Genomic DNA, 23,570 nt, shown 5'->3' with positions numbered 1-23,570 from the left:
TCCTGCAATACGAATAAACGACACGCAGCGCCTGTCACGCGCGAGGCCTTCGGGCCTCGCCATTTATTCGACCACCAAACGGTAGACATCATGTTGCCTCGTTCCATTGCAGCAGGCCTCGGGCTGCTGACCCTGCTTATGGCGACCCAGGCTGCCGCGAGCATTTCACTGAGTGCCACCCGTATCGTCTTCGATGGCGATCACAAGGAGGCCAATATCACCGTGCGCAACGGTAACCAGGACGTATTGATTCAATCCTGGGTCGACACCAACGATGCGCAAGCCAGTGCTGCACCCTTCGCGGTAACCCCGCCACTGGCACGCATATTTGCCAAGGAGCAGCAGTTGCTGCGAATTCTTTACCAGGGTGCCGGGATGCCAACGGATCGTGAGTCCGTGGTCTGGCTCAATGTGCAAGAGATTCCCCAGGCCGCCGCCTCCGACAACACGTTGCAGTTGGCGGTACGCCAGCGCATCAAGGTGTTTTTCCGCCCAGCGGGGTTGCCAGGTAGCGCGCTGTCGGCGCCCGCGCAACTGCAGTGGCAATTGCAAAAGCGCAGCGCTGACTCGCTGCTGACGGTCAAGAACCCGACGCTGTATCACGTGTCCATGGCCGACATACAACTGCAGGCCGGTAAACAAACAGAACTGGCTGCCGACTCGACAATGATTGCGCCGGGTGCCGAAAAACAGTTCAGCGTTAAACAACTCAATAGTCACGATGCTGTGCAGTTGTCTTTTTCCAGTATTAACGACTATGGCGCACAAGATAAATACACCGCACAACTTTCCACGCGTCTGACAGCCAAGGCCATTGAGGCGCGCACCAAGCAATAAGCATTTCCCTTAAACCCTTCAGGTTCGATTCGAGTGCGTACTCGCGTGCCTCGCCTGTCCGATAAGCAGGGATGATTGCATGTTTTTTCTTTTAGGCAGCAGGCCCAATCATTACATATCAAGCGAGCGCACTTTACGCGCGTCGACAACTTGCACGCTGTCACTGGCCATTCTTGCCGGTTCGCCCGCTTGGGCCGTTGCCGATGAACCGTCCCTGGAAGTGTTCAACACCACTTTTTTGCAAGGTGCACAATCGTCGGTCGACCTGCAGCAACTGCTCTCGGCCAACAGCGTGCTGCCTGGCAACTACCGGGTCGACCTGTACAGCAATGAGGTGTTGGTGGGCCGGCGTGACATCGACTTCAAACGCAACCCGCAGACCGGCCGGGTCGATCCCTGCCTGACCCTGGATCTGCTCAAGCAACTGGGCATCGACATGCCCCTCTTGCAGGCCCAGGGCAAGCTCGACCCCAACCAGCCCCAGGACTGCTACGACCTGCCGACGCTGATCGACCAGGCGACCTTGCGCTATGACGCCAGTCGCCTGCGCCTGGCGGCGAGCATTCCGCAGGTCGCGATGCAACGGGGCATGCGCGGTTATGTCGACCCAGAGCTTTGGGACGACGGCGTGCCGGCGGCGTTTATCAACTATCAACTCAACAGCAGCCGCACAGGCGGCGACTATGAAACGCGCATCAACAACAACCTGGGGCTGCGCAATGGTATCAACCTGGGGGGCTGGCGGCTGCGTAACGAGTCGAACCTGAGCAGCGGTACCGGGCGCCCGAGCAATTTCACCAGCAACCGCAGCTATGTGCAGCATGACGTGACTGTGCTCAAGGGGCAGTTCAGTGCCGGCGAGATTTTTTCCGATACCGACCTGTTCGACAGCGTCCGCTACCGTGGCCTGAAACTGGCGTCCGACGAAGGCATGCGCGCCGACAGCGAGCGCGGTTATGCGCCGGTGATCCGTGGTGTAGCGCAAACCAACGCCACCGTAGAAATCCGCCAGAACGACTACATCCTGTACACCGCCAACGTCGCGCCCGGGCCCTTCGAGATCAACGACATCTACCCCAGCGGCTCGAACGGCGACCTGGAAATCACCATCATCGAGGCCGACGGCCGTCGTCACGTGAGCACCCAGGCGTTCTCCAGCCTGCCGATCATGGTGCGTGAAGGCCAGGTCAAATACAGCGTGTCGGCCGGTAAATTCAGCAGCAATGCTGACGGCTTGGCGAGCCCGCAATTTGTCAGCAGCACCCTCGCCTACGGTCTCACCAGCAACCTGAGCGCGATTGTCGGCCTGCAAGCCAGTGAAGACTACAAGGCGTTCTCCCTGGGAGTGGGCCGCAACACATCGCTGGGCGCCGTGTCCATGGACGTCACTCACTCGTCGAGCGCCGCCCAAGGGCAAACGACCCAGGGCAACAGTGTGCGTGCGTTATATGCCAAGACCTTTGCCGGCACCGACACCAACTTCACCCTCGCCGCGTATCGTTACTCGACCGAGGGTTACCGCACCCTGACCGACCACGTCGAGGACACCAGCGAAGAGGCCGTCAAGCGCACCGGCAACTCGAAAACCCGTACCGACCTGACCATCAACCAGAGTCTGGGGCGCAACCGTGAGTTCGGCAGCCTCTACGTGAACGCCACTGACCAACGCTATTGGAACCGTGGCGGCTCCCAGAGCTTTTCAGCTGGCTACAACAACAACTGGGGCGACCTGAGCTACAACCTGGGCGTGACCCGCACCAAACAGATCGCCAGCTGGGGCGCACCCGACTCCGACACGCAGTTCAACCTGTCTGTTTCGTTCCCCTTGGGCAGCCAGCCCCGGGCGCCGCGCGCGTTCGTCACCAGCAGCACCCAGCGAGGCGATACCAGCACCCAGGCCGGTATCAACGGTTATGTGGCCGATACCAGCGATGTGTTCTATTCGGTGCAGGCCGGCCATAGCAGTACGGGCGGCCAATCGGGATCGGCCAACATCAACAGCCGCACCTCCATGGCCGATATCAGCCTGGGGTACAGCCAGGGGCGTGGTTACGACTCGCAAAACCTTAACGTTGCCGGTTCGGTGGTGGCCCACGCCGGTGGTATCAACCTTGGGCAGACTGTCAGCGAAACCTTCGCCCTGGCCCAGGTGCCGGGCATCAGCGGGGCAAAGATCAGCAGCTACAGCGGGGTTGAAACCGGGCGCAACGGCTATGCAGTTATCCCCTCGACACAACCTTATCGAGTGAACTGGATCAGCCTCGACACCCGCGACCTGGGCGGCGACATCGAAATCACCCAAGCCACGCAGCAACTGGTGCCACGCCGTGGGGCCGTAGTATTGGCCCGCTACAGCGGCAAAAGCGGGCGGCGCGTGCTGTTTGAACTGTTTGATGCACAGCACCAGCGCATGACGTTTGGCGCCTCCCTGGAAGACGCCAGCGGCAAGCAATTGGCCATCGCCGACCCCAGCGGCAATGCCTTGGTGCTGGTTGAAGAAGACCAGGGCAGCCTGACGATCAAGTGGGGTGACCAGCAATGTACGGCGCCGTACGCCCTGCCCGCGCAAAACAGGGCGTTGAACTACGAGCGCCAGGCATTGACATGCCAATAAGCCGTAGCCCTTGTCGAGGGCGACACCGCTCAAATCTGCGATAGCGGCTCGACAGCGCCTGCACTTGATCTGCGGGGTTGTGCCTATCCCCTACTCTGGTTTGGATGGGCGATATTCCATGATGGTCTCATGGTGTATTTTGCCGCCTTCGTAGGTGATGGTTCGCTTCACATACATCGGCGAAGGCTCCAGGGGCTCAGGCAGTGTCTTGTCTCTCCTGAACAGGCCTTCAGACAAGATATTGACCCCCAGCGCACCCCCGAGAAAGCCCACAAACACGCCGATCATATCGACAATTTTAGCCATGATGGTGTATAGCGTTTCGCCATCATCCTCTTGCCTCTGCTGGTCTTTTTTTTGCGCGCATTCCTGGTTCTGAGCCTTGAGCGCAGCGCATTTTTTTTCGTCGGTATCGGCTTGCAGGCGCTGGTTCATTTGCGCTGTTTCTTGGGACTCAGCTTGCCGCTGCTCTTTGAAATCCATGTATTTGAACCACGAAACACCAGGCGGGACCATAGAAACAACCACCAGAATCAACCCCAGGTAGATATTCTGTTTCGCCGCCGTGATGCCCTTAAAGACCTTGCCGGAACGTACCCGCCACCCGATCAAAAAGGCGATCGCACCCCAGCCGCTCAGTGCAAGCAGCGTCGTCCACCAAAAATCATTAATGCTTGTAGTCATGCTTACTTCCTGAGTCTGAAAAATCAAAGATCAAACCGATCAATCGCCCGCCGCCGCTCGTTGTCATCGCGCACGTCGTAGCTGGCGGTGGTCTGGATATTGGTGTGGTGCGCCAGTTTCTGCGCAATCGACAAGTCATGCTCCTCGATCACCCGGGTAATGAATGATCGCCGGAAATCATGGGGCATGATCTTCACGCCCACCTGCTCGCCGCGTTGGCGGGCGATGTAGTAAATCGCATGTTTGGTAATGCGTTCGCGGGTGATGTGGCTGCCACGGCGGATGCGGTTGAACAGGAAGCTATCGTCCTGTTCCCCGTCCTTTAGATGCTCGCGGCGAAATTCCAGCCAGGCCTGCAACTTGGCAAACGCCCAGGCTGGCGCGTACTTGACCAGTTCCTTGTTGCCCTTGCCGATCACCCGCAGGCTGCGCTCTGCAAAGTTCACCTGGGCCAGGTCGAGGTTGACCGACTCTGACTTGCGCATCCCCGAGCCATAGAGGATTGCGATCACTGCCGCATCCCGCAGGCCCTGGGGCCTTGGATCGGCAGCGCAGACGTCCATCAGTTCGCGGATCAAGGTGCGGCGCAGGTTGCGTCCCTGGCTCAGGCGCGTGCCGGCGGTGGCTTTGACCGAGCGCATCTTCAGCAGGTGTTCCTGGCTGATCAGGCTGATGCGCCAGGCTTCGTTCATCACCCCGCGCACGGCGTTGACATACAGCGATGAGGTGTTGGGCGCGTACCCGTCTTCACGTAACACGGCGACCAGGGCCATCACGTGTTCGGGTTGCAACAGATGCCAGTCGATATCTTCCAGGTTGATCTCTTCGAAACCCAGGCGGTCGGCGGCGTCTTGCAGCACGTAGCGCATGGTCAATTGGCTGGAGGGCGCCAGGCGCGCGAGATAAAGGGTCAGGGGGTTGCGGGAAATCTCAGTCAAAATAGATCAGCCTTGAGATTAAATATCGAGACTAAGCCTATGTTTAATCTCGGTATTTATTGGTTTGGCGAGCGCCGAGTCTAACGCAGGTCGGCGCCGCATACCAAACTAGGGCTCATCCTCGGCCGGTGCCGGGCTCTGCTGCTGGCTCCAGTCGGCGTCCTGTTTTTGCATCAGCGCAAACCACTGCTGGCGCATGAAAACCAGCAGCTTGGCGGGCGCCTTGGCGAAGTCTTGCTCGTCGTTGTAGCAGCCTGGCAATGGCAGGTCGGTGCCCTGCTCCTGGTATTGACTGACCAGGGCCTGCTGCGCGGCAACCGTGCAATCGGTGGGCAGCGGCATACCGCGCAGCGCGCCGGCCTCCTCGTCCCACCAACTGGCGCCGTAGCGGTCGACCCCACGCAGCCCGTACTTGTGCGCCTTGCCGATGTGCATGATCAGCTTGAACTCACGGGGGCTGACATCACTGGTGCAGGTGCGTGAATAGCCCACGGTCACCTGGCTCAGACCGTCACCCAGCAGGTCGGTGACGCGGGTCGCGGCGTTATCGAAGTGCAGGCCGGCGTCGAACTCGCAGCGCTGCACATCGTCATGCAGCATCCACAGGCGCTTGGGGCGATCCCCTTCCAACAGGTACTGCGCGGCATAGATCGACGCCGATTGCGTGCCGTCGTCATCGCGCTCGCCTGCTTCCTGCTCGGCCAGTACCAGCAGGTTATGACCCTGGCGGTCATCCCAGCTATACGCTGCCACTTGCTTGCCCTGCACCTCGACCCCGGGCGGAACCTGGGCCAGCGGCGTCAGGCTCACTTGCTCGGCAGCGCCCGCAGTATGGGCAGCCCCCAGGGTCATCCACATCACTATCAACACCGGCCTTAACTGGCCCCGTAAAAACTGCACGCTATTCATCCGACTACCCTGGCAAGAGACCGCCTACTTTACCGGCACTTGCAGGGTGTTGCTGAGAAGATTGTTCAATCGCCATGGATTGCCAACCCGATTAAATCAGCGCGAATACGCACTAAAGCACTTACGGATTAGGACTACGTGTAAACAGTTATCGTTTGTCTGCGTTCTTTATTGTCTAGCTGAACACTAGCTGTCTGCCCACCAAATAAACGAGTTTTTCATCTGCCTTTCATATTCGCTGGACAAATTTGCGCTTAATCTTGGCCGCAATACTTGGGGCAAGCCGGGTTTTGCTGACTAACTCCTTGATAATGCTTTACCTTTGGCCGTTATGGGCTTTACTCAGGGTGGCTCTGCACGCGGCTCTTTTTTATTGAACTGCCTGCACTTTCATCCGCTGTTTGTTGTCATCTCTACGCTCAAAGTTGCTCTAACCCGAGGTCATGAATCTTTGAAACCCTACCCTATTCATTGCGTGTCGATCGTTATCCCGGTCTACAACGAAGAACAGAGCCTGCCCGAACTGCTGCGCCGTACCCGTGCGGCATGCGAGCAGTTGGCCTATGCGTACGAAATCATCCTGGTGGACGACGGCAGCCGCGACAGTTCCGCCCAACTGCTGGAAGACGCGGCAAGCGAGCCCGGCAGCCATGTGGTAGCGGTGATCCTCAATCGCAACTACGGCCAGCACGCCGCGATCATGGCCGGGTTTGAACAATGCCGGGGCGAGGTGGTGATTACCCTCGATGCCGACCTGCAAAACCCGCCCGAAGAGATTCCACGCCTGGTCGAGCAAGCCGCCCTGGGTTACGACGTGGTCGCGACCGTGCGCAACAATCGCCAGGACTCGGCCTTTCGCCGCTGGCCTTCGCGCCTGATCAACCTGGCCGTGCAGCGCTCGACCGGCGTGGCCATGACCGACTACGGCTGCATGCTGCGTGCCTACCGGCGCACCATCGTCGACGCCATGCTCGCCTGCCGTGAGCGCAGCACCTTTATCCCGATCCTGGCCAACGGCTTCGCGCGCCATACCACGGAAATCCTGGTGCACCACGCCGAGCGCGAACACGGCGAATCCAAATACAGCGCCATGCGCCTGATCAGCCTGATGTTCGACCTGCTGACGTGCATGACCACCACGCCCCTGCGCCTGCTGTCCATCGTCGGTTTCAGCCTGGCGGCCCTGGGTATGTTGTTTGCCTTTGCCCTGATCGTCATGCGCCTGGCCTTTGGTGCCGATTGGGCCGGCGATGGCCTGTTCGTGCTGTTCGCCGTGCTGTTTGTGTTTACTGGCGGGCAGTTCATCGGCATGGGCCTGCTGGGTGAATACCTGGGACGCATGTACAGCGATGTGCGCGCCCGCCCCCGCTTCTTTATTGAAAAGGTGCTGCGCAACGAGCCGACAGCCCCTGCGCCAGCGGTCATCGTTGATGGCCTGCCCTCTTCCCAATCGTCCACTTCCTCTTCCAGTCAGGTTTCGTCATGAGTTCAAAAGCTGTTGTCTTCGCGTACCACGACATTGGCTGTGCAGGCATCGAAGCCCTGCTCGCCACGGGCTACCAGATTGCTGCCGTGTTCACCCATGCCGATGATCCCAAGGAAAACACCTTCTACGGCTCGGTCGCCCAGCTGTGCGCGCGCCACGGCATCCCGGTGCACGCGCCGGAAGACGCCAACCACCCGCTGTGGGTCGAGCGTGTGGCCAAGCTCAACCCGGACTTCATTTTCTCGTTCTACTACCGCAACCTGCTGGGCGAAGCGCTGTTGGCCACCGCGCGCCAGGGCGCATTCAACCTGCACGGTTCGCTGCTGCCCAAGTACCGTGGCCGCGCGCCGGCCAACTGGGTGCTGGTCAATGGCGAAACCGAAACCGGCGTGACCCTGCACCGCATGGTCAAGCGTGCCGATGCCGGCGCGATTCTCGCCCAGCAAAAAGTCATGATCGAACGCAGCGACACCGGCCTGACACTCCACGCCAAGCTGCGCGAGGCCGCCACCCAATTGCTGCGTGACGCGCTGCCGCAACTGGCCCAGGGCAAGTTGAGCGAAACCGCCCAGGACGAAAGCCAGGCCACCTGCTTTGGCCGCCGCACCCCGGCAGACGGCAAGCTCGTATGGAGCAAGCCCGCAGAAGAATTGTTCAACCTGGTGCGTGCCGTGACCCAACCGTACCCCGGCGCGTTCTGTGCGGTGGGCGAGCACAAGCTGATCGTGTGGCAAGCCGAAGTGCTCAAGGGCAATGAAGGCCAGGCGCCGGGGCGCGTGATCAGCGTCAACCCGCTGCGCATTGCCTGCGGTGAAGACTCCCTGGTCATCAACTTTGGCCAGCGCAATGACCACGGCCTGTACCTGACCGGCCCGGCTCTGGCCGATGAACTGGGCCTGGTGGACGGCTCGATCCTGCGCGGCGCTGAGTCGGGCGGTAAACCACGGCGCACCCGCGTGCTGATCCTGGGAGTCAACGGCTTTATCGGCAACCACCTGTCCGAGCGCCTGCTGCGCGATGATCGCTACGAGGTCTACGGCCTGGACATCGGCTCCGACGCCATCGAACGCCTGCGCAGCCACCCCAACTTCCATTATGTGGAAGGCGATATCAGCATTCACTCCGAGTGGATCGAGTACCACATCAAGAAATGCGACGTGGTCCTGCCGCTGGTGGCCATCGCCACGCCCATCGAATACACCCGCAACCCGTTGCGTGTGTTCGAGCTGGATTTTGAAGAAAACCTCAAGCTGGTGCGCTACTGCGTCAAGTACAACAAACGCGTGATTTTCCCGTCGACCTCTGAAGTCTATGGCATGTGCCAGGACCAGAATTTCGACGAAGACACCTCCAACCTGGTGGTGGGGCCGATCAACAAGCAGCGCTGGATCTACTCGGTCTCCAAGCAACTGCTGGACCGGGTGATCTGGGCCTATGGCGCCAAAGGCCTGAATTTCACCCTGTTTCGCCCCTTCAACTGGATGGGCCCGCGCCTGGATCGCCTGGATTCGGCCCGCATCGGCAGCTCCCGGGCCATTACCCAGTTGATCCTCAACCTGGTGGAAGGCACGCCAATCCGCCTGTTTGACGGTGGCGAGCAGAAACGCTGCTTCACCGACATTGCCGACGGCATCGAGGCCCTGGCGCGGATCATCGACAACGATAACGACGCGTGCAACGGCCAGATCATCAACATCGGCAACCCGGACAACGAAGCGAGCATCCGCCAGTTGGGCGAAGAACTGCTGCGTCAGTTCGAGGCCCACCCGTTGCGCGGTAACTTCCCGCCATTCGCCGGGTTCCGTGATGTCGAAAGCAAGGCGTTCTATGGCACTGGCTATCAGGACGTGGCGCACCGCAAGCCGAGCATTGCCAACGCCAAGCGCCTGCTGGACTGGGAGCCGAGCGTGCAGATGAGCGAGACCATCGGCAACACCCTGGACTTCTTCCTGCGTGAAGCGATGCTGGAAATCGCCCAGTCCAGCGAAGCAGGCAAATAATGAAGGCAGGTCTGCGCATCGACGTCGACACCTACCGCGGCACCCGTGATGGCGTGCCACGGTTGCTGGAGTTGCTGGATGAGGCCGGGATCAAGGCGACGTTTTTCTTCAGTGTCGGTCCGGACAATATGGGGCGGCATTTGTGGCGCCTGATCCGCCCGCAGTTCCTGTGGAAGATGCTGCGCTCCAACGCGGCCGGGTTGTACGGCTGGGACATCCTGCTGGCCGGCACTGCCTGGCCGGGCAAGCCGATTGGCCGCGACCTGGGACACCTGATGCGCCAGGCCAAGGCCGCCGGGCACGAAGTAGGCCTGCATGCCTGGGATCACCATGGCTGGCAGGCCAATGCCGGGCGCTGGAGCGATGCGCAGTTGGTGGAGCAGGTACGCCGTGGGCTCGACACGTTGGGCGATATTCTCGGCGCCCCGGTGCAGTGTTCCGCTGCCGCCGGCTGGCGTGCCGATGAGCGGGTGGTGCAGGCCAAGCAAGGCTTTGGCTTGCGTTACAACAGCGATTGTCGCGGCACCGGCCTGTTCCGTCCGATCCTCGCCGATGGCCGCGCCGGCACGCCGCAGATCCCGGTAGACCTGCCGACCTTCGACGAAGTGGTCGGGCCCCAGGTCGCGGTCAAGGACTTCAACGGCTTCATTCTTGATCGGTTCACCGAATCGACACTCAACGTCTATACGATCCACGCAGAAGTCGAAGGGATTCTTATGGCTAATGAATTTCGCCAGTTGCTCGCCCAGGCAGGGCAGCGCGGCATCCAATTCCAGCCCTTGGGCAACCTGTTGCCGGCCGATCCGGCGAGCTTGCCCCTGGCGCATCTGACACGCGGCGTACTCAGTGGCCGCGAAGGCTGGCTGGGAGTGCAACAGGCATGATCCGACGTTGGGCCCTGCCCCTGCTCCTACTGGCCTTCGGCCTGTGTTACCTGCTGCCGATGGTCACCCATGGCCTATGGATCCCGGACGAAACCCGCTACGCGCAGATCAGCCAGGAAATGCTGCTGACCGGCAAATGGGCGTCGCCGCACTTCATGGGCATCCGCTATTTCGAAAAACCGGCGGCCGGTTACTGGATGATCGCCCTCGGCCAGGCCCTGTTCGGGCAAAACCTGTTCGGCGTACGCGTGGCCTCTGCGCTGGCCACGGGCTTGAGCATCCTTTTGGTGTACTTCATGGCCCGGCGCCTGTGGAACGATCCACGCAAGAGCCTGGTCAGCAGCGTGCTGTACATGAGTTTTGTCAGCGTGGCGATGTCGGGGGGCTACGCCAACCTCGACCCGCAGTTCAGCTTCTGGGTCAACCTCAGCGGCGTGGCCTTGTGGCTGTGCATCGACAGCCACAGCCGGCGGGCGCGCCTAGGCGCCTGGGCCCTGTTGGGGTTTGCCTGCGCCATGGGCTTCATGACCAAGGGCTTTTTGGCCTGGCTGCTGCCGGTATTGATCGCCCTGCCCTACATGATCTGGCAAAAGCGCTTGCGTGAGCTGCTGGCCTACGGCCTGGTGGCGGTGGCTGTGGCGATTGTGGTCAGCCTGCCCTGGGCGCTGATGGTGCATGCCCAGGAGCCCGACTACTGGAACTTCTTTTTCTGGCACGAACACATTCAGCGCTTTGCCGGTGAAGATGCCCAGCACGAAGAAGCCTGGTGGTACTACCTGCCGTTGCTGGCCGCATTCAGCCTGCCATGGCTGGCCCTGTTGCCCTCCACCCTGAAACAGGCGTGGCAGGAAAAACGTGCGCACACCACTGGCTTCCTGTTGTTGTGGTTGCTGATGCCCCTGGCGTTTTTCAGCCTGAGCAAGGGCAAGCTGCCGGCTTACATCTTGCCGTGCCTGCTGCCTTTGGCATTGCTGATGGGCCATACCCTGGCCGACAAACTGGCGCAGGCCCGTGGCCGGGTGTTGCAAGTCAATGGCTGGCTCAACCTGATCCTCGGGGTGCTGGGCCTGCTGGCAATTGTATATTTCCAGCTGAAAAAGCCGATCTATGCCCACCAGCAGGAACTGTCGAGCCTGGTGCTGGTGTTTATCGTGTTGCTGGGCTGGATTATCGTCAATCTGCTACAGGCGGCGCGCCCGCTGCGCCTGTGGGCGGCGCCGGCCCTGGGCAGTTGGTTGCTGGTGGCCCTGGTGCCTGCGGCGTTGCCGCACTCGGTGGTGAATAACAAGACCCCGGACCAGTTCATTATTGATCACGCCCAGGAACTGGCAGGTACCAATCGTTTGCTGAGCAACGACCTGGGCGCAGCGGCCGCCCTGGCGTGGCGGCTCAAGCGCCCGGATGTGACGCTTTACGACACCCTGGGCGAAGTCAAATACGGCCTGGCCTACCCTGACAGCGCCGCGCGCCGGGTCGACACCACACAAGTCCAGCAATGGATGACCGAGGCCCGCAAACAGGGCTCGGTGGGCGTGGTGATGCGCGTCAAGGGCGAGAGTGAAGTGCGTGAAGTCGAGTTGCTGCCCAGCGATGGCCAGCGCTACGAGCAAGGCAACATGGTGATCCTGGTGTTCCCGCAGGTGGCGCCTTGATCAGCCTGCTGCTGCTCCTGGCCGCGTGCCTGCTGACCTGCATGGGCCAGATCGCGCAAAAGTATGCCGTGGAAGGCTGGCGTGGCCAGCCTGCGGGCTGGGGCGTGAAACTGCACTCGCCCTGGCTGTGGCTGGCGCTGCTGTGCCTGGGCCTGGGCCTGCTGGTGTGGCTGCTGGTGCTGCAACGCCTGGAAGTGGGAATTGCCTACCCGATGCTCAGCCTGAATTTTGTACTGATCACCCTGGTGGCGCGCTTTGTGTTCCATGAGCCGGTAGACCGCCGCCACTGGGTCGGCGTGGCCCTGGTGATGGGCGGCGTGCTGCTGCTGGGAGGCCAGGTATGAGCCGGTTGCGCGGTTTCACCCTGGCGTTGTCCAGCGTGGCGCTGGTCAGCGCGGCCCAGTTGGGCATGCGCTGGAGCATGACACGCTTGCCATTGCCCGCCGACTGGCTCACCGCGCCCATGGTTGATCCCGTGGCCTTGGGCGTGGTGGCCCTGGCCATCGTGGCCTACGCCCTGTCGATGCTCTGCTGGCTTGGTGCGCTACAGCACTTGCCCCTGGGCCGCGCCTATTCGTTGCTGAGTATCAGCTACGTCCTGGTGTACCTGCTGGCCGCCAGCCTGCCCGGCTTCAACGAACCCTTTTCCCTGTCACGGACCTTGGGGGTGGCACTGGTCATCCTCGGCGTTTTGACCATCAACTCCCGTCGTATCGGCAATACAAGCCCCAGGAATGCCCCATGAAAATCAGCGTATTTGGTAGTGGTTACGTTGGCCTGGTACAGGCCACCGTATTGGCCGAGGTCGGTCACGATGTGATCTGCATGGACGTTGACGAAAACAAGGTGCGTCTGCTGCAACAGGGCCATGTGAGCATTTTCGAGCCGGGGCTTGCCAGCCTGGTCCGGGAAAACCTGGAAAACGGCCGATTGACCTTTACCAGCCAGGAAAAGCTCGCGGTCGAGCATGGCGAAGTCTTGTTTATCGCGGTCGGCACGCCCTCGGACGAGGACGGCTCGGCAGACTTGAAGTACGTACTGTCGGTGGGTGATGCGGTGGCCCGGCATCGTGTCGAGCCGGTGATCCTGGTGGAGAAATCCACGGTCCCGGTGGGCACCGGCGACACCCTGCGGGCCCATATCGACAAGGCCCTGGCTGGGCGCAGTCTGGTGTTCGATATCGTCTCCAACCCGGAATTCCTCAAGGAAGGCTCCGCCGTGGCTGACTGCCGGCGCCCCGACCGGATCATCATCGGCTGCGAGCGCGAAGAAGTGCGCGAGGTGATGCGTGACCTATACGCGCCGTTCAACCGCAACCACGACCGCATCATCTTCATGGACGTGCGCAGCGCCGAGCTGACCAAGTACGCCGCCAACTGCATGCTGGCCACCAAGATCAGCTTTATCAACCAGATCGCCGAACTGGCCGAGCACCTGGGGGCCGATATCGAGTCGGTGCGCCTGGGCATCGGTGCCGATTCGCGGATCGGCTACCACTTTATCTACCCTGGTTGCGGCTACGGCGGCTCGTGCTTTCCCAAGGACATGCGCGCGCTGATCCACAGTGCCCGCCAAGCCAACTGCTCCAGCGACCTGCTGGAAGCGGTGGAAGCCATCAACCAGCGCCAGAAAAGCAAACTGTTCGAGCGTATCCGGGCGTTCTACAAGGGCGAGTTGCGCGGCAAGACGTTTGCCTTGTGGGGCCTGGCGTTCAAGCCCAACACCGACGACATGCGCGACGCGCCGAGCCGGGTACTGATGGAGTCGCTCTGGGCCGCCGGGGCCAACGTACGGGCCTTCGACCCCGAGGCCATGCAGGAAACCCAGAAGCTCTACGGCGATGACCCGCGCCTGATGCTGATGGGCACCCCGGAATCGACCCTGGGCGGCGCCGACGCCTTGATCGTCTGCACCGAGTGGCAGCAGTTCAAGGCACCGGATTTCGACCTGCTGCACGCGCGCCTCAAGGCGCCGGTGATCTTTGACGGGCGCAACCTGTATGACGCCGAGCGCCTGGCGCGCAAGGGCTTTGACTACTTCCCCATGGGCCGTGGGCAGTCTTGCGAGTTGCCGATCCCCCAGCAACAGTGGGTGCCACGGTTGCTGGAGGCCTGAGGCGTGGACTCGCTGCTCGCGCCTGCCTTGCGTCGCCAGTCCTGGGGCGTCGGGCTGCTGGCCCTGTTGCTGTTTGTCGCCGGTAACTGGGACCAGGCAATTATCGGTTTCGACTCGCGCTTCGTGCTGTTCGCCCAGGAAATGCTGCGCCACGGGCCGGGGTTTTTCCCCACCACCTATGGCCAGCCATATGCCGATTACCTCTCGACCTCGACCCTGCTGACCTGGCTGTTGTCGCTGCCCCTGGGGCGCGTCACCAGCCTTAGTGCGTGGCTGCCGACGGCCATCGCTGCGGCGGTCATCGTTGCCCTGGTCTACCGCCTGACGGCGCCCTACTCCCGGCGTTGGGCGCTGCTGAGCATCGCGTTGCTGTTACTCAGCAGCACGTTTATCAGCGAAACCCGCTCGGTTTCCCTGGACCAGATGCTGGCGGCGGTGACCCTGGCGGTGTTTTACCTGGGCTATGCCCATGATCATTTCGCCAGCCCCCGGCGCCTGCCGTGGCTGTTACTCCTGTTGCTGCTGGGGTTTGCCATTCGCGGGCCCATCGGCCTGGTGATCCCCACTGGGGTGTTGTGCAGCTATTACCTGCTCAACCGCCAATGGCGGCCGTTGTTCAGCTTCGGCCTGCTGGCCCTGGCGTTGCTGGTGGCGTGCGTGGGCTTGCTGTTGTTGCTGGCCAAGCTCAGTGGCGGCGAGGCCTTTATGCAGGACGTGATCCGCATGCAGTTCCTCGGACGCATGGATGGCCGCGAAGGCTCCAGCAGCGTGCTGTATTACTTCAGCAGTTCCCTGGGCAATTACGCCCCGGCGTACCCGCTGGCCCTGTTGACGCTGCTGGCGGTGCTGCAAAGAGGCCGGCGCGCGTCCGATAGCGGCTGGCAACTGCTGCTGGGATGCATCGCAGCGGGGTTGATCGTGATGCTGGGCCTGTCGATCCCCGAGGCGAAGAAAGCCCGCTATGTGTTACCGATGATGCCCATGGTGGCGATCATCGCCGCGTATCCGTTTCATCGGGCCGATGGGCGCCTGTTCAAGGGGCTACGGCGCTTGATGCTGGGGTTATGGGCACTGGCTCCGGGTTTACTGGTCGGTGCGCTGCTGGTGGCCCGGCATCGTTTTGGCGCGCAGGTGGAGCATTTCCAGGGCGCGCTGGGCCTATTGATCGGCTTGCAGGTCGTTGTCGTCGGGATGCTTGTGAAGTGGCGCTGGCGCCCTGTGGGGCCGGCGTTTTGCGCGGTGCTGGCGGTGTGGAGCGTGTACATCCTGGTGGTCGAACCCCTGGAACGCCGCCTTTATGACACCCGCACCTTTGCCCGCGAGGCGCAGGCGCTGATTCGCCAGGACCCCGCGCCGCTGGTGTTGCATGGCCTGGGCAAAGACGCCAAGGCCATCAAATTCATGGTCAATGTGGAGTGTGACCGGGTGCCACTGTTCACCCAGGCACCTGCCGACCTCGCAGCGCTGCCGGCGCCGGCGTGGCTGGTGATGGACAAGGCGCAATTCGATGGCCTGGAGGAGCCGCGCTGGCGCGGATTAACGCCGGTGCTTGTCGGGCAGTTCGATAAAAACCCCTATGTGCTGCTGCATCTGGAGCCGCTTGCGCCTTGAGTGTGAGTCCTCAAGAAAGCTCCTACGTTTGTATCCGTAAATGCCGGTAGCGGTTCCCCTACCGGCTCTCTGACCCCACCGGTAAACTCGTTTTACATTTGCGCCACCATTCGCGCCACATCGTTACTGCCCTCAGAGGACCGCTGCCGTGCCTGACGAGCAATTGCCTGTTGCTGCCGAGCCTGTACACGTCGGCTATATCCCGCTGCCCACCCTCGACCGCCTGATGGAACTGCGGGACGCCCTGGTCGCACTCAAGGGGCCGTTGGCCAGCGACCCACAGTTGCGGGAAAGCGTGCACAAATCGCTGATCAATGCCGAGAACCACGAGCGTGTCCTGGGCAAGGTCTGCTCAGGGCCCCGGTGGGCTTGATGCAAAATTACTGCACTTAACCTGCATTAATATGCATTGGCGCCAGTGTTGATTGATCGGCACACTGCGCCGGTTCCTCCCCCAAATGTTGGAACTTTCGAAGGGCTTTACGGGAAACCGCAAAGCCCTTTTTTTGCCTTTCAAGATCGGACTGCCCCGCAATGCTCGCTCGCTGGTTCCCCGCTGCCATCAATACCCGTCCCGCCGAATGGAGTCGTGCCGCCATCGGCATGGCCCTGGGCACCCTGTTTACCGTATGGCTCTGTGCCCAGGTGTATGGCCTGGAAGTGGCCATGCACCTGCTGGGCCCGCTGGGCGCCTCCGCCGTGCTGTTGTTTGCGGTGTCATCGGGGGCCCTCGCCCAGCCATGGTCGATTATTGGCAGCTATCTATGCGCCAGTGTGGTGGCCTTGCTGGTGGCCCGCGTCTTGGGCCGGACCCTGGGCAGCGCCTGTCTCGCGGCGGGCATGGCGTTGATCCTGATGTGCTGGCTGCGTTGCCTGCACCCGCCTTCCGGTGGATTGGCCATGACCCTGGTGCTGGCCGACCCGGCCACCATCGCCCTGGGCTGGCAGGAAGTCGGCCCGGTCATGCTCGGCGCTGGCACCTTGCTGCTGTCGGCCCTGGCCTACAACAACCTGACCCGCACCCGTTACCCCAAGGGCCCGGCTGAAACCCCAGTGGTGGTGCCGACGCCGTCCCCAGAGGTGGATGCAAAAATCACCGCCGCAGACCTGGAACAAGCGTTGGCGCAAATGGAGCAGTTTTTTGACGTTACCCCCAGCGAACTGGAGGAACTGATCCATATCGCCGAAGACCATGCCCGCCGCCGCAGTATCAGCCAGGTGCTGGCCAGCCGGGTCTAGCCAAGCCTGCCCAGTTTTTTATCGAATGCCTCGCTGCATAAATGCAAAGATGACCTGCAGGATTCCGGCTTGTACTGGGCAAATTTGCACTGGTACGATCCGGAGATGGTTCGTCCGCGAACACTTTGATAAAGAACAATAAAAGCAGGGAGTTACAGATGACTGCTCAGGCTCAGTCCCAGGCGACACGCAGCACCGAGTCCTCCCAGGACAGCGTCCTGGCCGAAGTACGCAACCACATCGGCCACCTGACCCTCAACCGCCCCGCCGGCCTCAACGCCATCACCCTGGACATGGTCCGCAGCCTCTCGGCGCATTTGCGCGCCTGGGCCGATGCGCCCGAGGTGCACGCTGTGGTGTTGCGCGGCGCCGGTGAAAAGGCCTTCTGCGCCGGTGGCGATATCCGCTCGCTGTACGACAGCTTCAAGAGCGGCGACACCCTGCACGAAGACTTCTTCGTCGAGGAATATGCCCTCGACCTGGCCATCCATCACTACCGCAAGCCGATCCTCGCCCTGATGGACGGCTTTGTCCTGGGCGGCGGCATGGGCCTGGTCCAGGGTGCCGACCTGCGGGTAGTCACCGAGCGCAGCCGCCTGGCCATGCCGGAAGTGGCCATCGGTTATTTCCCGGATGTGGGCGGCAGCTACTTCCTGCCGCGCATTCCCGGCGAACTGGGGATTTACCTGGGCGTGACCGGGGTGCAGATTCGCGCCGCCGACGCTTTGTATTGCGGGCTGGCTGATTGGTACCTGGACAGCGCCAGGCTGGCGGAGCTGGACCACAAACTCGACCACCTGCAATGGCACGACTCGCCACTCAAGGACCTGCAAGGCCTGCTGGCCAAGCTCGCCGTGCAACAATTGCCGGATGCGCCGCTGGCGGCCCTGCGCCCGGCCATCGACCACTTCTTTGCCCAGCCCGACGTACCGAGCATCGTCGAACAGCTGCAACAAGTGACCGTTGCCGACAGCCATGAATGGGCCGTGAGCACAGCGCAACTGATGCACACCCGCTCGCCATTGGCCATGGCGGTGACCCTGCAGATGCTGCGACGGGGACGGCACCTGGCGCTGGAAGACTGCTTTGCCCTGGAACTGCACCTGGACCGCCAGTGGTTCGCCCGTGGCGACCTGATCGAAGGTGTACGCGCATTGTTGATCGACAAGGACAAAGCCCCGCGCTGGAACCCGCCAACGTTGGCGGCACTGGACCAGCGCCATGTCGACAGCTTCTTCCAAGACTTCGCGAAGAACGGGAACTAACTCATGCAAGATATTGAATTTACAGAAGAACAAGTCATGATCCGCGACATGGCGCGCGACTTTGCCCGTGGCGAAATCGCCCCCCATGCCCAGGCCTGGGAAAAAGCCGGCTGGATCGACGACGGCCTGGTAGCCAAGATGGGCGAACTGGGACTGTTGGGCATGGTGGTGCCGGAAGAATGGGGCGGCACTTATGTGGACTACGTGGCCTATGCCCTGGCCGTCGAGGAGATTTCTGCGGGTGACGGTGCAGTAGGCGCACTGATGAGTATCCATAATTCAGTGGGTTGCGGCCCAATCCTCAACTACGGCACACCTGCGCAAAAAGAGACTTGGTTGGCCGAGCTGGCCAGCGGCCAGGCCATCGGTTGTTTCTGCCTGACCGAACCCCAGGCCGGCTCCGAAGCCCACAACCTGCGCACTCGCGCCGAACTGCGCGATGGCCAGTGGGTGATCAACGGCGCCAAACAGTTCGTTAGCAACGGCAAACGCGCCAAGCTGGCGATTGTGTTTGCCGTGACCGACCCGGAGCTGGGCAAGAAAGGTATTTCGGCGTTCCTGGTGCCCACCGCTACCCCAGGCTTCACCGTGGACCGTACCGAACACAAGATGGGCATCCGTGCCTCGGACACCTGCGCGGTAACCCTTAGCCAGTGCAGCGTGCCCGAGGCCAACCTGCTCGGCGAGCGCGGCAAGGGCCTGGCCATTGCCCTGTCCAACCTCGAAGGTGGGCGCATCGGCATCGCCGCCCAGGCCTTGGGCATCGCCCGTGCAGCCTTTGAAGCCGCATTGGCCTACGCCCGTGACCGGGTGCAGTTCGACAAGGCCATCATCGAGCACCAGAGCGTGGCCAACCTGCTGGCTGACATGCAGACCCGCCTCAATGCCGCACGGCTGCTGATCCTGCATGCCGCGCGTTTGCGCAGTGCCGCCAAACCGTGCCTGTCCGAAGCCTCCCAGGCCAAGCTATTCGCGTCGGAAATGGCCGAGAAGGTCTGCTCATCTGCGATGCAGATCCATGGCGGCTATGGCTACCTGGAAGACTACCCGGTGGAGCGTTACTACCGGGATGCGCGGATTACGCAGATTTATGAGGGCACCAGTGAGATCCAGCGCCTGGTGATTGCTCGGGAGCTGAAGAACTATCAGCTATAGGCCTTGCTGCGAACCCGTCGAAAAAGCCTGAAGACTCCCGTGCGTTGTACGGGAGTGCGACTATTCTGACAGTTCCTAGCCACACAGGAGGTGTGTCATGAATGCAGTCGAGCACCCGCTCCGCGTCGAGCGAATCAGCCAGGAACGCTACATCCAAGCCCCTATCGAAGCCGTCTACGACTACGTGACCCAGCCGGATCGCTGGCATGAATGGCATCCCACGTCCCTGGGCGCGGACACCGGCACCAGCGGTTCACTGCCTGCCGGTCAGCGCTTCACCGAGACGATCGACCTACTGGGGGTACGTGTACCCATGAGCTACCGGGTGCAAATCGCCGTGCCGCCCCGGGAATTCAAGACCGTGTTCACCTCCCTTGCGGTCGATGGCAGCATTCATTACTTACTCCAGCCTCAAGGTAGCGGCACTTTGTTCACCCGGGTGCTGAGCTATGAGACCGAACTGCAGCTGCGCACCTTGCAAACGCGCATGGTAGAGCTGTCGGAGCAGGCCATGGACCAGCTCAAGCAGCGCCTGGAATCGTCCTGAACTGACAAAATTGTCATCTTTGCCTCAGTTGGCTGACAGCTGCGCACCTTAAGCTGCGGGGTTGTCGCGTGTCCGTATAATTTCGAAACATAACCACCTCACCTGATTCGCAAAAGCGCGGACAATGCGCCCTCTTTGCGCACTCCGTAACCGATGGGACCTGTCTATGAAAACCACCCTGCGCCTGACTTTGCTGTCCGCCCTGTTCATGACCACCCTGGCCCAGGCCGCCGAACTGATCCCGATTGACGTGCACCGCGATGCCAACTGCGGTTGCTGCAAGAAATGGATCAGCCACCTTGAAAGCAACGGATTCAAGGTCAACGACCATGTGGAAGCGGACATGAGTTCGGTCAAGCAGCGCCTGGGCGTGGCGCCGCGCCTGGCGTCCTGCCACACCGCCGTGATCGACGGCAAATTCGTCGAAGGCCACGTGCCTGCTGATCAGGTGCTGGCCCTGCGCAAACGTGAGGACTTGCTGGGCATCGCCGCCCCAGGCATGCCCATGGGCTCGCCGGGCATGGAAATGGATGGCATGAGCGACGCCTATCAAGTCATCGGCCTGACCCGCGAAGGTAAAGATGTAGTGGTAGCCCAATACCCGGCCCACTGATCAATGCTCGCTGGGTATGCCGGGCTATTTTTCAGCGCCTTTGGCGCGGCAACGCTGTTACCACTGCAATCGGAAGCGGTACTGGTCGCGCTGCTGCTCAACGGCAACTACGCGGTGTGGTTGCTGCTCGGGATCGCGACCCTGGGCAACGTCCTGGGTTCGCTGGTCAACTGGCTGCTGGGCCGCTCGGTCGAGCTGTTCAAGGATCGACGCTGGTTCCCGCTAAGCGCCGCGCAGTTGGAAAAGTCCCGCGGCCATTATCGCCGCTGGGGGCATTGGTCACTGCTGCTCAGTTGGGTGCCGATCATCGGCGACCCGCTGACCCTGGTGGCCGGGGTGATGAAGGAGCCGCTGTGGCGTTTTGTGCTGATCGTCAGCCTGGCCAAGGCGGCCCGGTATGCGGTGGTGGCAATGCTTACGTTGCATTGGATGTAAGCAATGTGCGTTGCTGCACTGGGCCTGCGGCGACGGGTTAATCCCCGCTTAATCCCCCCGCCACAGCATCCGGGAGCATCGTCCCTGGAGCTTTCCCATGCCGCTGACACGTTCGTTTCTCCTTGCCGGCCTGCTGGCCACCTGCGCCCTCCCTGCCTTGGCAGCCACGCAAAACCCAAGCTACGGCCCGCAGTTGCAAGGTTTCCAATACCCATACCCGGTCGAACATTTCGATTTCCAGTCCCAGGGCCAAGCAGTGCAAATGGGCTATATGGACGTGCCGGCCAAAGGCCCCGCCAATGGCCGCAGCGTGGTGTTGATGCATGGCAAGAACTTCTGCGGCGCGACCTGGGAGGCGTCGATCAAGGCCCTGAGCGAGGCCGGCTACCGGGTGATCGCACCGGACCAGATCGGCTTCTGCACCTCCACCAAGCCTGAGCACTACCAGTACAGCTTCCAGCAGTTGGCAATCAACACCCATCAACTCCTGCAAAAACTCGGCATTCCCAAGGCGACCCTGGTCGGCCATTCCACCGGTGGCATGCTGGCTACCCGCTATGCCCTGCTTTACCCCACACAAACCGAGCAACTGGCGCTGGTCAACCCGATCGGCCTGGAAGACTGGAAAGCCCTGGGCGTGCCCTATCGCAGCGTCGACCAATGGTATGAGCGCGAACTGAAACTGAGCGCCGACGGCGTGCGCGAGTACGAGCGCAAGACCTACTACGACGGGCGCTGGAAGCCTGAATACGAGCGTTGGGTGGACATGCTCGTCGGCCTGAACCAGGGCCCGGGCCATAAGCGGGTGGCGTGGAATTCGGCGTTGATTTACGACATGATCTTCACCCAGCCGGTGTACTACGAGTTCAAGGACCTGCAGGTCCCGACCCTGCTACTGATCGGTACGTCCGATATCACCGCCATCGGCAGTGATAGCGCGCCGCCCGAGGTCAAGGCCAAGATCGGCCGGTACAACGAATTGGGCAAGCAAGTGGCCAAGCTCATTCCCCACTCGACCCTGGTGGAGTTCCCGGGCCTGGGCCACGCACCACAAATGGAAGAACCCGCGCGCTTCCACCAGGCGCTGCTGCAAGGGCTCAAGGCGCTCTAATTCCCACTAAGCGAGGCACCGTGCATGTCAGTTCAGATCGCAGTCATTGATGATTGGCAAGATGTGGCCCGCGACGTGGTGGACTGGTCCGCCCTGGAGGCGATCGGCCAAGTGCATTTCCTTCACGACTACCCTGCCGACACCGCCACCTTGATCGCACGCTTGCAGGGTTTTGCGGTGATTTGCGTGATGCGCGAGCGCACAGTGTTTGACCAGGCGCTGCTGCAAGGGCTGCCGGGGCTCAAGTTGCTGGTCACCGGCGGCATGCGCAATGCCGCCATCGACCTTGGCGCCGCCAAGGCCCTGGGTATCCAGGTGTGGGGCACCGACAGCTACAAACACGCGGCACCGGAGCTGACCTGGGCCCTGATCATGGCCTCCACCCGCAATCTGCTGGCCGAAGCGAGCTCCTTGCGTGCCGGCCAGTGGCAGCAAGGGCTGGGCGGTGATCTGCATGGCCAGACCCTGGGTATCCTCGGGCTGGGCAGTATCGGCCAGCGTGTCGCGCAGTTTGGCCAGGTGTTTGGCATGCGCGTGATCGCCTGGAGTGAAAACCTCACTGCGCAACGCGCCGCCGCTGTAGGCGTGACCTGGGTCAGCAAGCGCGAACTGTTCGAACAGGCCGACGTGCTGTCGATTCACCTGGTACTCAGCGAGCGCAGCCGCGGCATGGTGGATGCCCAGGCCCTGGGCTGGATGAAACCCGGCGCGCGCCTGGTGAACACGGCGCGCGGGCCGATCGTCGATGAGGCGGCCCTGATCGAGGCGCTGCGCGATGGGCGGCTGGCGGGCGCGGCACTGGATGTGTTCGAGCAGGAGCCCTTGCCGGTCGACCACCCGTTTCGCCATCTGCCCAACGTGCTGGCCACCCCCCATGTGGGTTATGTCAGCGCGCACAACTACCGGCAGTTCTATGGGCAGATGATCGAGGATATCCAGGCGTGGGCCAGTGGGCGGGTCTTGCGCAGCCTGACATGATAAATAGCCTCACATATATCCATCAAGATATTGATTTATATGGATATTAACTCTTAATAAATCACTTTAAGTAACATCCCGCACCACTATCGAGCAGCCCAACCCCGATGCCCCATCAAGAGGCGATCCCCCGGTAGGAGCCGGCTTGCCGGCGATGAAGCCCTCAGCAGCGACGCACTCCCCACGGTCGCCATCACCGGCAAGCCGGCTCCTGCAAGGGAGGCGCCTGCCTGAAAAATAATATTGTCCTACAAAATTATCCTACAAGCCTTGCAGGCTCTGGTCTGTGTCCTAGACTGATGACCGATGGGTCACGATCAGAACAAAAGCCCCCGCAATAAATCGAAACTTTCCAACTCTGCCGTAGGTCAGGTTTAAGGTAGGACGCACGCTACCGGCGCCAGCCGGACGTCCGCCCATCCAATCTATTTATCAGTTCGGTGCAATTGGCATAAGCCTTGCCAGTCTGTGCAGTGCTAGTGCGCGTGACCGCAGGA

22 protein-coding genes are annotated in these 23,570 nt (G+C 61.5%); 19 read left to right on the top strand and 3 right to left on the bottom strand.

Going from position 1 to position 23,570, the window contains the following annotated elements:
* Positions 1–90: 90 nt before the first annotated feature.
* The gene (locus HBO11_RS07040) at positions 91–837 is read left to right on the top strand and encodes a molecular chaperone (protein ID WP_169951715.1); all 747 of its coding nucleotides are present in this window, start codon (positions 91–93) and stop codon (positions 835–837) included.
* Positions 838–916: 79 nt separating this feature from the next.
* Complete coding sequence (locus HBO11_RS07035) at positions 917–3,451, top strand: fimbria/pilus outer membrane usher protein (protein WP_169951717.1); 2,535 nt, start codon at positions 917–919, stop codon at positions 3,449–3,451.
* Positions 3,452–3,541: 90 nt separating this feature from the next.
* Here HBO11_RS07035 and HBO11_RS07030 read toward each other — a convergent pair whose 3' ends face one another.
* The 3 genes from HBO11_RS07030 to HBO11_RS07020 all read right to left on the bottom strand — a co-directional run bounded on the left by HBO11_RS07030 (position 3,542) and on the right by HBO11_RS07020 (position 5,982).
* A complete protein-coding gene (locus tag HBO11_RS07030; protein ID WP_169951719.1) occupies positions 3,542–4,135 on the bottom strand; it encodes a hypothetical protein in 594 nt (197 codons plus the stop codon).
* 23 nt (positions 4,136–4,158) lie between these two features.
* Positions 4,159–5,073, bottom strand: coding sequence for a tyrosine-type recombinase/integrase (locus HBO11_RS07025; protein WP_169951721.1), 915 nt, complete (start codon positions 5,071–5,073; stop codon positions 4,159–4,161).
* Between the two features lie 108 nt (positions 5,074–5,181).
* Entirely contained in the window at positions 5,182–5,982 is an 801-nt protein-coding gene (locus HBO11_RS07020) for a hypothetical protein (RefSeq protein ID WP_169951723.1), read from the bottom strand.
* Between the two features lie 451 nt (positions 5,983–6,433).
* Between HBO11_RS07020 and arnC the strand changes: the two genes are divergently transcribed.
* From arnC to HBO11_RS06935, 17 genes are all read left to right on the top strand, one after another.
* Positions 6,434–7,468 carry an undecaprenyl-phosphate 4-deoxy-4-formamido-L-arabinose transferase gene (arnC, locus tag HBO11_RS07015; protein ID WP_169951725.1) on the top strand — a complete coding sequence of 345 codons (1,035 nt, stop codon included), beginning with the start codon at positions 6,434–6,436 and terminating at the stop codon, positions 7,466–7,468.
* The gene (arnA, locus tag HBO11_RS07010) at positions 7,465–9,468 is read left to right on the top strand and encodes a bifunctional UDP-4-amino-4-deoxy-L-arabinose formyltransferase/UDP-glucuronic acid oxidase ArnA (RefSeq protein WP_169951727.1); all 2,004 of its coding nucleotides are present in this window, start codon (positions 7,465–7,467) and stop codon (positions 9,466–9,468) included. The genes arnC and arnA overlap by 4 nt, the downstream gene beginning before the upstream one ends.
* Positions 9,465–10,352 (top strand): 4-deoxy-4-formamido-L-arabinose-phosphoundecaprenol deformylase, encoded by an 888-nt coding sequence (arnD, locus tag HBO11_RS07005; RefSeq protein ID WP_169951967.1) that lies wholly within the window; start codon positions 9,465–9,467, stop codon positions 10,350–10,352. The genes arnA and arnD overlap by 4 nt, the downstream gene beginning before the upstream one ends.
* On the top strand, positions 10,349–12,004 hold the full coding sequence (gene arnT, locus HBO11_RS07000; protein ID WP_169951729.1) for a lipid IV(A) 4-amino-4-deoxy-L-arabinosyltransferase: 1,656 nt from the start codon (positions 10,349–10,351) through the stop codon (positions 12,002–12,004). The genes arnD and arnT overlap by 4 nt, the downstream gene beginning before the upstream one ends.
* Positions 12,001–12,348: a 4-amino-4-deoxy-L-arabinose-phosphoundecaprenol flippase subunit ArnE gene (gene arnE, locus HBO11_RS06995; protein ID WP_169951731.1), complete on the top strand. Its 348-nt coding sequence runs from the start codon at positions 12,001–12,003 to the stop codon at positions 12,346–12,348. Before arnT ends, arnE begins: the two co-directional genes overlap by 4 nt.
* Positions 12,345–12,749, top strand: coding sequence for a 4-amino-4-deoxy-L-arabinose-phosphoundecaprenol flippase subunit ArnF (gene arnF, locus HBO11_RS06990; protein WP_169951732.1), 405 nt, complete (start codon positions 12,345–12,347; stop codon positions 12,747–12,749). Before arnE ends, arnF begins: the two co-directional genes overlap by 4 nt.
* Positions 12,746–14,119: a UDP-glucose/GDP-mannose dehydrogenase family protein gene (locus HBO11_RS06985; protein ID WP_169951734.1), complete on the top strand. Its 1,374-nt coding sequence runs from the start codon at positions 12,746–12,748 to the stop codon at positions 14,117–14,119. Before arnF ends, HBO11_RS06985 begins: the two co-directional genes overlap by 4 nt.
* Positions 14,120–14,122: 3 nt before the next feature.
* Complete coding sequence (locus tag HBO11_RS06980; RefSeq protein WP_169951736.1) at positions 14,123–15,730, top strand: glycosyltransferase family 39 protein; 1,608 nt, start codon at positions 14,123–14,125, stop codon at positions 15,728–15,730.
* A gap of 205 nt (positions 15,731–15,935) precedes the next feature.
* Positions 15,936–16,103, top strand: coding sequence for a type VI secretion system contractile sheath small subunit (locus HBO11_RS06975; protein ID WP_262376917.1), 168 nt, complete (start codon positions 15,936–15,938; stop codon positions 16,101–16,103).
* A gap of 161 nt (positions 16,104–16,264) precedes the next feature.
* A complete protein-coding gene (locus HBO11_RS06970; RefSeq protein ID WP_169951738.1) occupies positions 16,265–16,969 on the top strand; it encodes an HPP family protein in 705 nt (234 codons plus the stop codon).
* A 158-nt stretch (positions 16,970–17,127) separates the two neighbouring features.
* Positions 17,128–18,234 carry an enoyl-CoA hydratase/isomerase family protein gene (locus HBO11_RS06965; protein ID WP_169951740.1) on the top strand — a complete coding sequence of 369 codons (1,107 nt, stop codon included), beginning with the start codon at positions 17,128–17,130 and terminating at the stop codon, positions 18,232–18,234.
* Between the two features lie 3 nt (positions 18,235–18,237).
* Complete coding sequence (locus tag HBO11_RS06960; protein ID WP_169951742.1) at positions 18,238–19,389, top strand: acyl-CoA dehydrogenase family protein; 1,152 nt, start codon at positions 18,238–18,240, stop codon at positions 19,387–19,389.
* A gap of 97 nt (positions 19,390–19,486) precedes the next feature.
* Positions 19,487–19,936: an SRPBCC family protein gene (locus tag HBO11_RS06955; RefSeq protein WP_169951744.1), complete on the top strand. Its 450-nt coding sequence runs from the start codon at positions 19,487–19,489 to the stop codon at positions 19,934–19,936.
* A 166-nt stretch (positions 19,937–20,102) separates the two neighbouring features.
* Entirely contained in the window at positions 20,103–20,549 is a 447-nt protein-coding gene (locus HBO11_RS06950; protein ID WP_169951746.1) for a DUF411 domain-containing protein, read from the top strand.
* Positions 20,550–20,552: 3 nt separating this feature from the next.
* Positions 20,553–20,984 (top strand): YqaA family protein, encoded by a 432-nt coding sequence (locus HBO11_RS06945; RefSeq protein WP_169951748.1) that lies wholly within the window; start codon positions 20,553–20,555, stop codon positions 20,982–20,984.
* A 97-nt stretch (positions 20,985–21,081) separates the two neighbouring features.
* Entirely contained in the window at positions 21,082–22,095 is a 1,014-nt protein-coding gene (locus HBO11_RS06940) for an alpha/beta hydrolase (RefSeq protein WP_169951750.1), read from the top strand.
* Positions 22,096–22,119: 24 nt separating this feature from the next.
* The gene (locus HBO11_RS06935) at positions 22,120–23,073 is read left to right on the top strand and encodes a D-2-hydroxyacid dehydrogenase family protein (protein ID WP_169951753.1); all 954 of its coding nucleotides are present in this window, start codon (positions 22,120–22,122) and stop codon (positions 23,071–23,073) included.
* The last annotated feature ends 497 nt before the right edge of the window (positions 23,074–23,570 follow it).

Source organism: Pseudomonas sp. WS 5010, from assembly GCF_012985565.1.
In the GTDB taxonomy this organism is placed as follows: domain Bacteria; phylum Pseudomonadota; class Gammaproteobacteria; order Pseudomonadales; family Pseudomonadaceae; genus Aquipseudomonas.
The sequence above is the reverse complement of the archived record's forward strand: the minus strand, read 5'-3'. Positions and strand labels throughout refer to the sequence as shown.

Excerpts from the sequence above, each read along its gene's own strand:
- HBO11_RS07040 (WP_169951715.1), top strand. The coding sequence starts at position 91 with ATGTTGCCTCGTTCCATTGCAGCAGGCCTCGGGCTGCTGACCCTGCTT.
- HBO11_RS06985 (WP_169951734.1), top strand. The coding sequence starts at position 12,746 with ATGAAAATCAGCGTATTTGGTAGTGGTTACGTTGGCCTGGTACAGGCC.
- HBO11_RS07020 (WP_169951723.1), bottom strand. The coding sequence starts at position 5,982 with ATGAATAGCGTGCAGTTTTTACGGGGCCAGTTAAGGCCGGTGTTGATA.
- HBO11_RS07035 (WP_169951717.1), top strand. The coding sequence starts at position 917 with ATGTTTTTTCTTTTAGGCAGCAGGCCCAATCATTACATATCAAGCGAG.
- HBO11_RS06945 (WP_169951748.1), top strand. The coding sequence starts at position 20,553 with ATGCTCGCTGGGTATGCCGGGCTATTTTTCAGCGCCTTTGGCGCGGCA.
- HBO11_RS06950 (WP_169951746.1), top strand. The coding sequence starts at position 20,103 with ATGAAAACCACCCTGCGCCTGACTTTGCTGTCCGCCCTGTTCATGACC.
- HBO11_RS06960 (WP_169951742.1), top strand. The coding sequence starts at position 18,238 with ATGCAAGATATTGAATTTACAGAAGAACAAGTCATGATCCGCGACATG.
- HBO11_RS06935 (WP_169951753.1), top strand. The coding sequence starts at position 22,120 with ATGTCAGTTCAGATCGCAGTCATTGATGATTGGCAAGATGTGGCCCGC.
- HBO11_RS06955 (WP_169951744.1), top strand. The coding sequence starts at position 19,487 with ATGAATGCAGTCGAGCACCCGCTCCGCGTCGAGCGAATCAGCCAGGAA.
- HBO11_RS07030 (WP_169951719.1), bottom strand. The coding sequence starts at position 4,135 with ATGACTACAAGCATTAATGATTTTTGGTGGACGACGCTGCTTGCACTG.
- HBO11_RS06965 (WP_169951740.1), top strand. The coding sequence starts at position 17,128 with ATGACTGCTCAGGCTCAGTCCCAGGCGACACGCAGCACCGAGTCCTCC.
- arnF (WP_169951732.1), top strand. The coding sequence starts at position 12,345 with ATGAGCCGGTTGCGCGGTTTCACCCTGGCGTTGTCCAGCGTGGCGCTG.
- arnT (WP_169951729.1), top strand. The coding sequence starts at position 10,349 with ATGATCCGACGTTGGGCCCTGCCCCTGCTCCTACTGGCCTTCGGCCTG.
- HBO11_RS06970 (WP_169951738.1), top strand. The coding sequence starts at position 16,265 with ATGCTCGCTCGCTGGTTCCCCGCTGCCATCAATACCCGTCCCGCCGAA.
- HBO11_RS06940 (WP_169951750.1), top strand. The coding sequence starts at position 21,082 with ATGCCGCTGACACGTTCGTTTCTCCTTGCCGGCCTGCTGGCCACCTGC.
- arnA (WP_169951727.1), top strand. The coding sequence starts at position 7,465 with ATGAGTTCAAAAGCTGTTGTCTTCGCGTACCACGACATTGGCTGTGCA.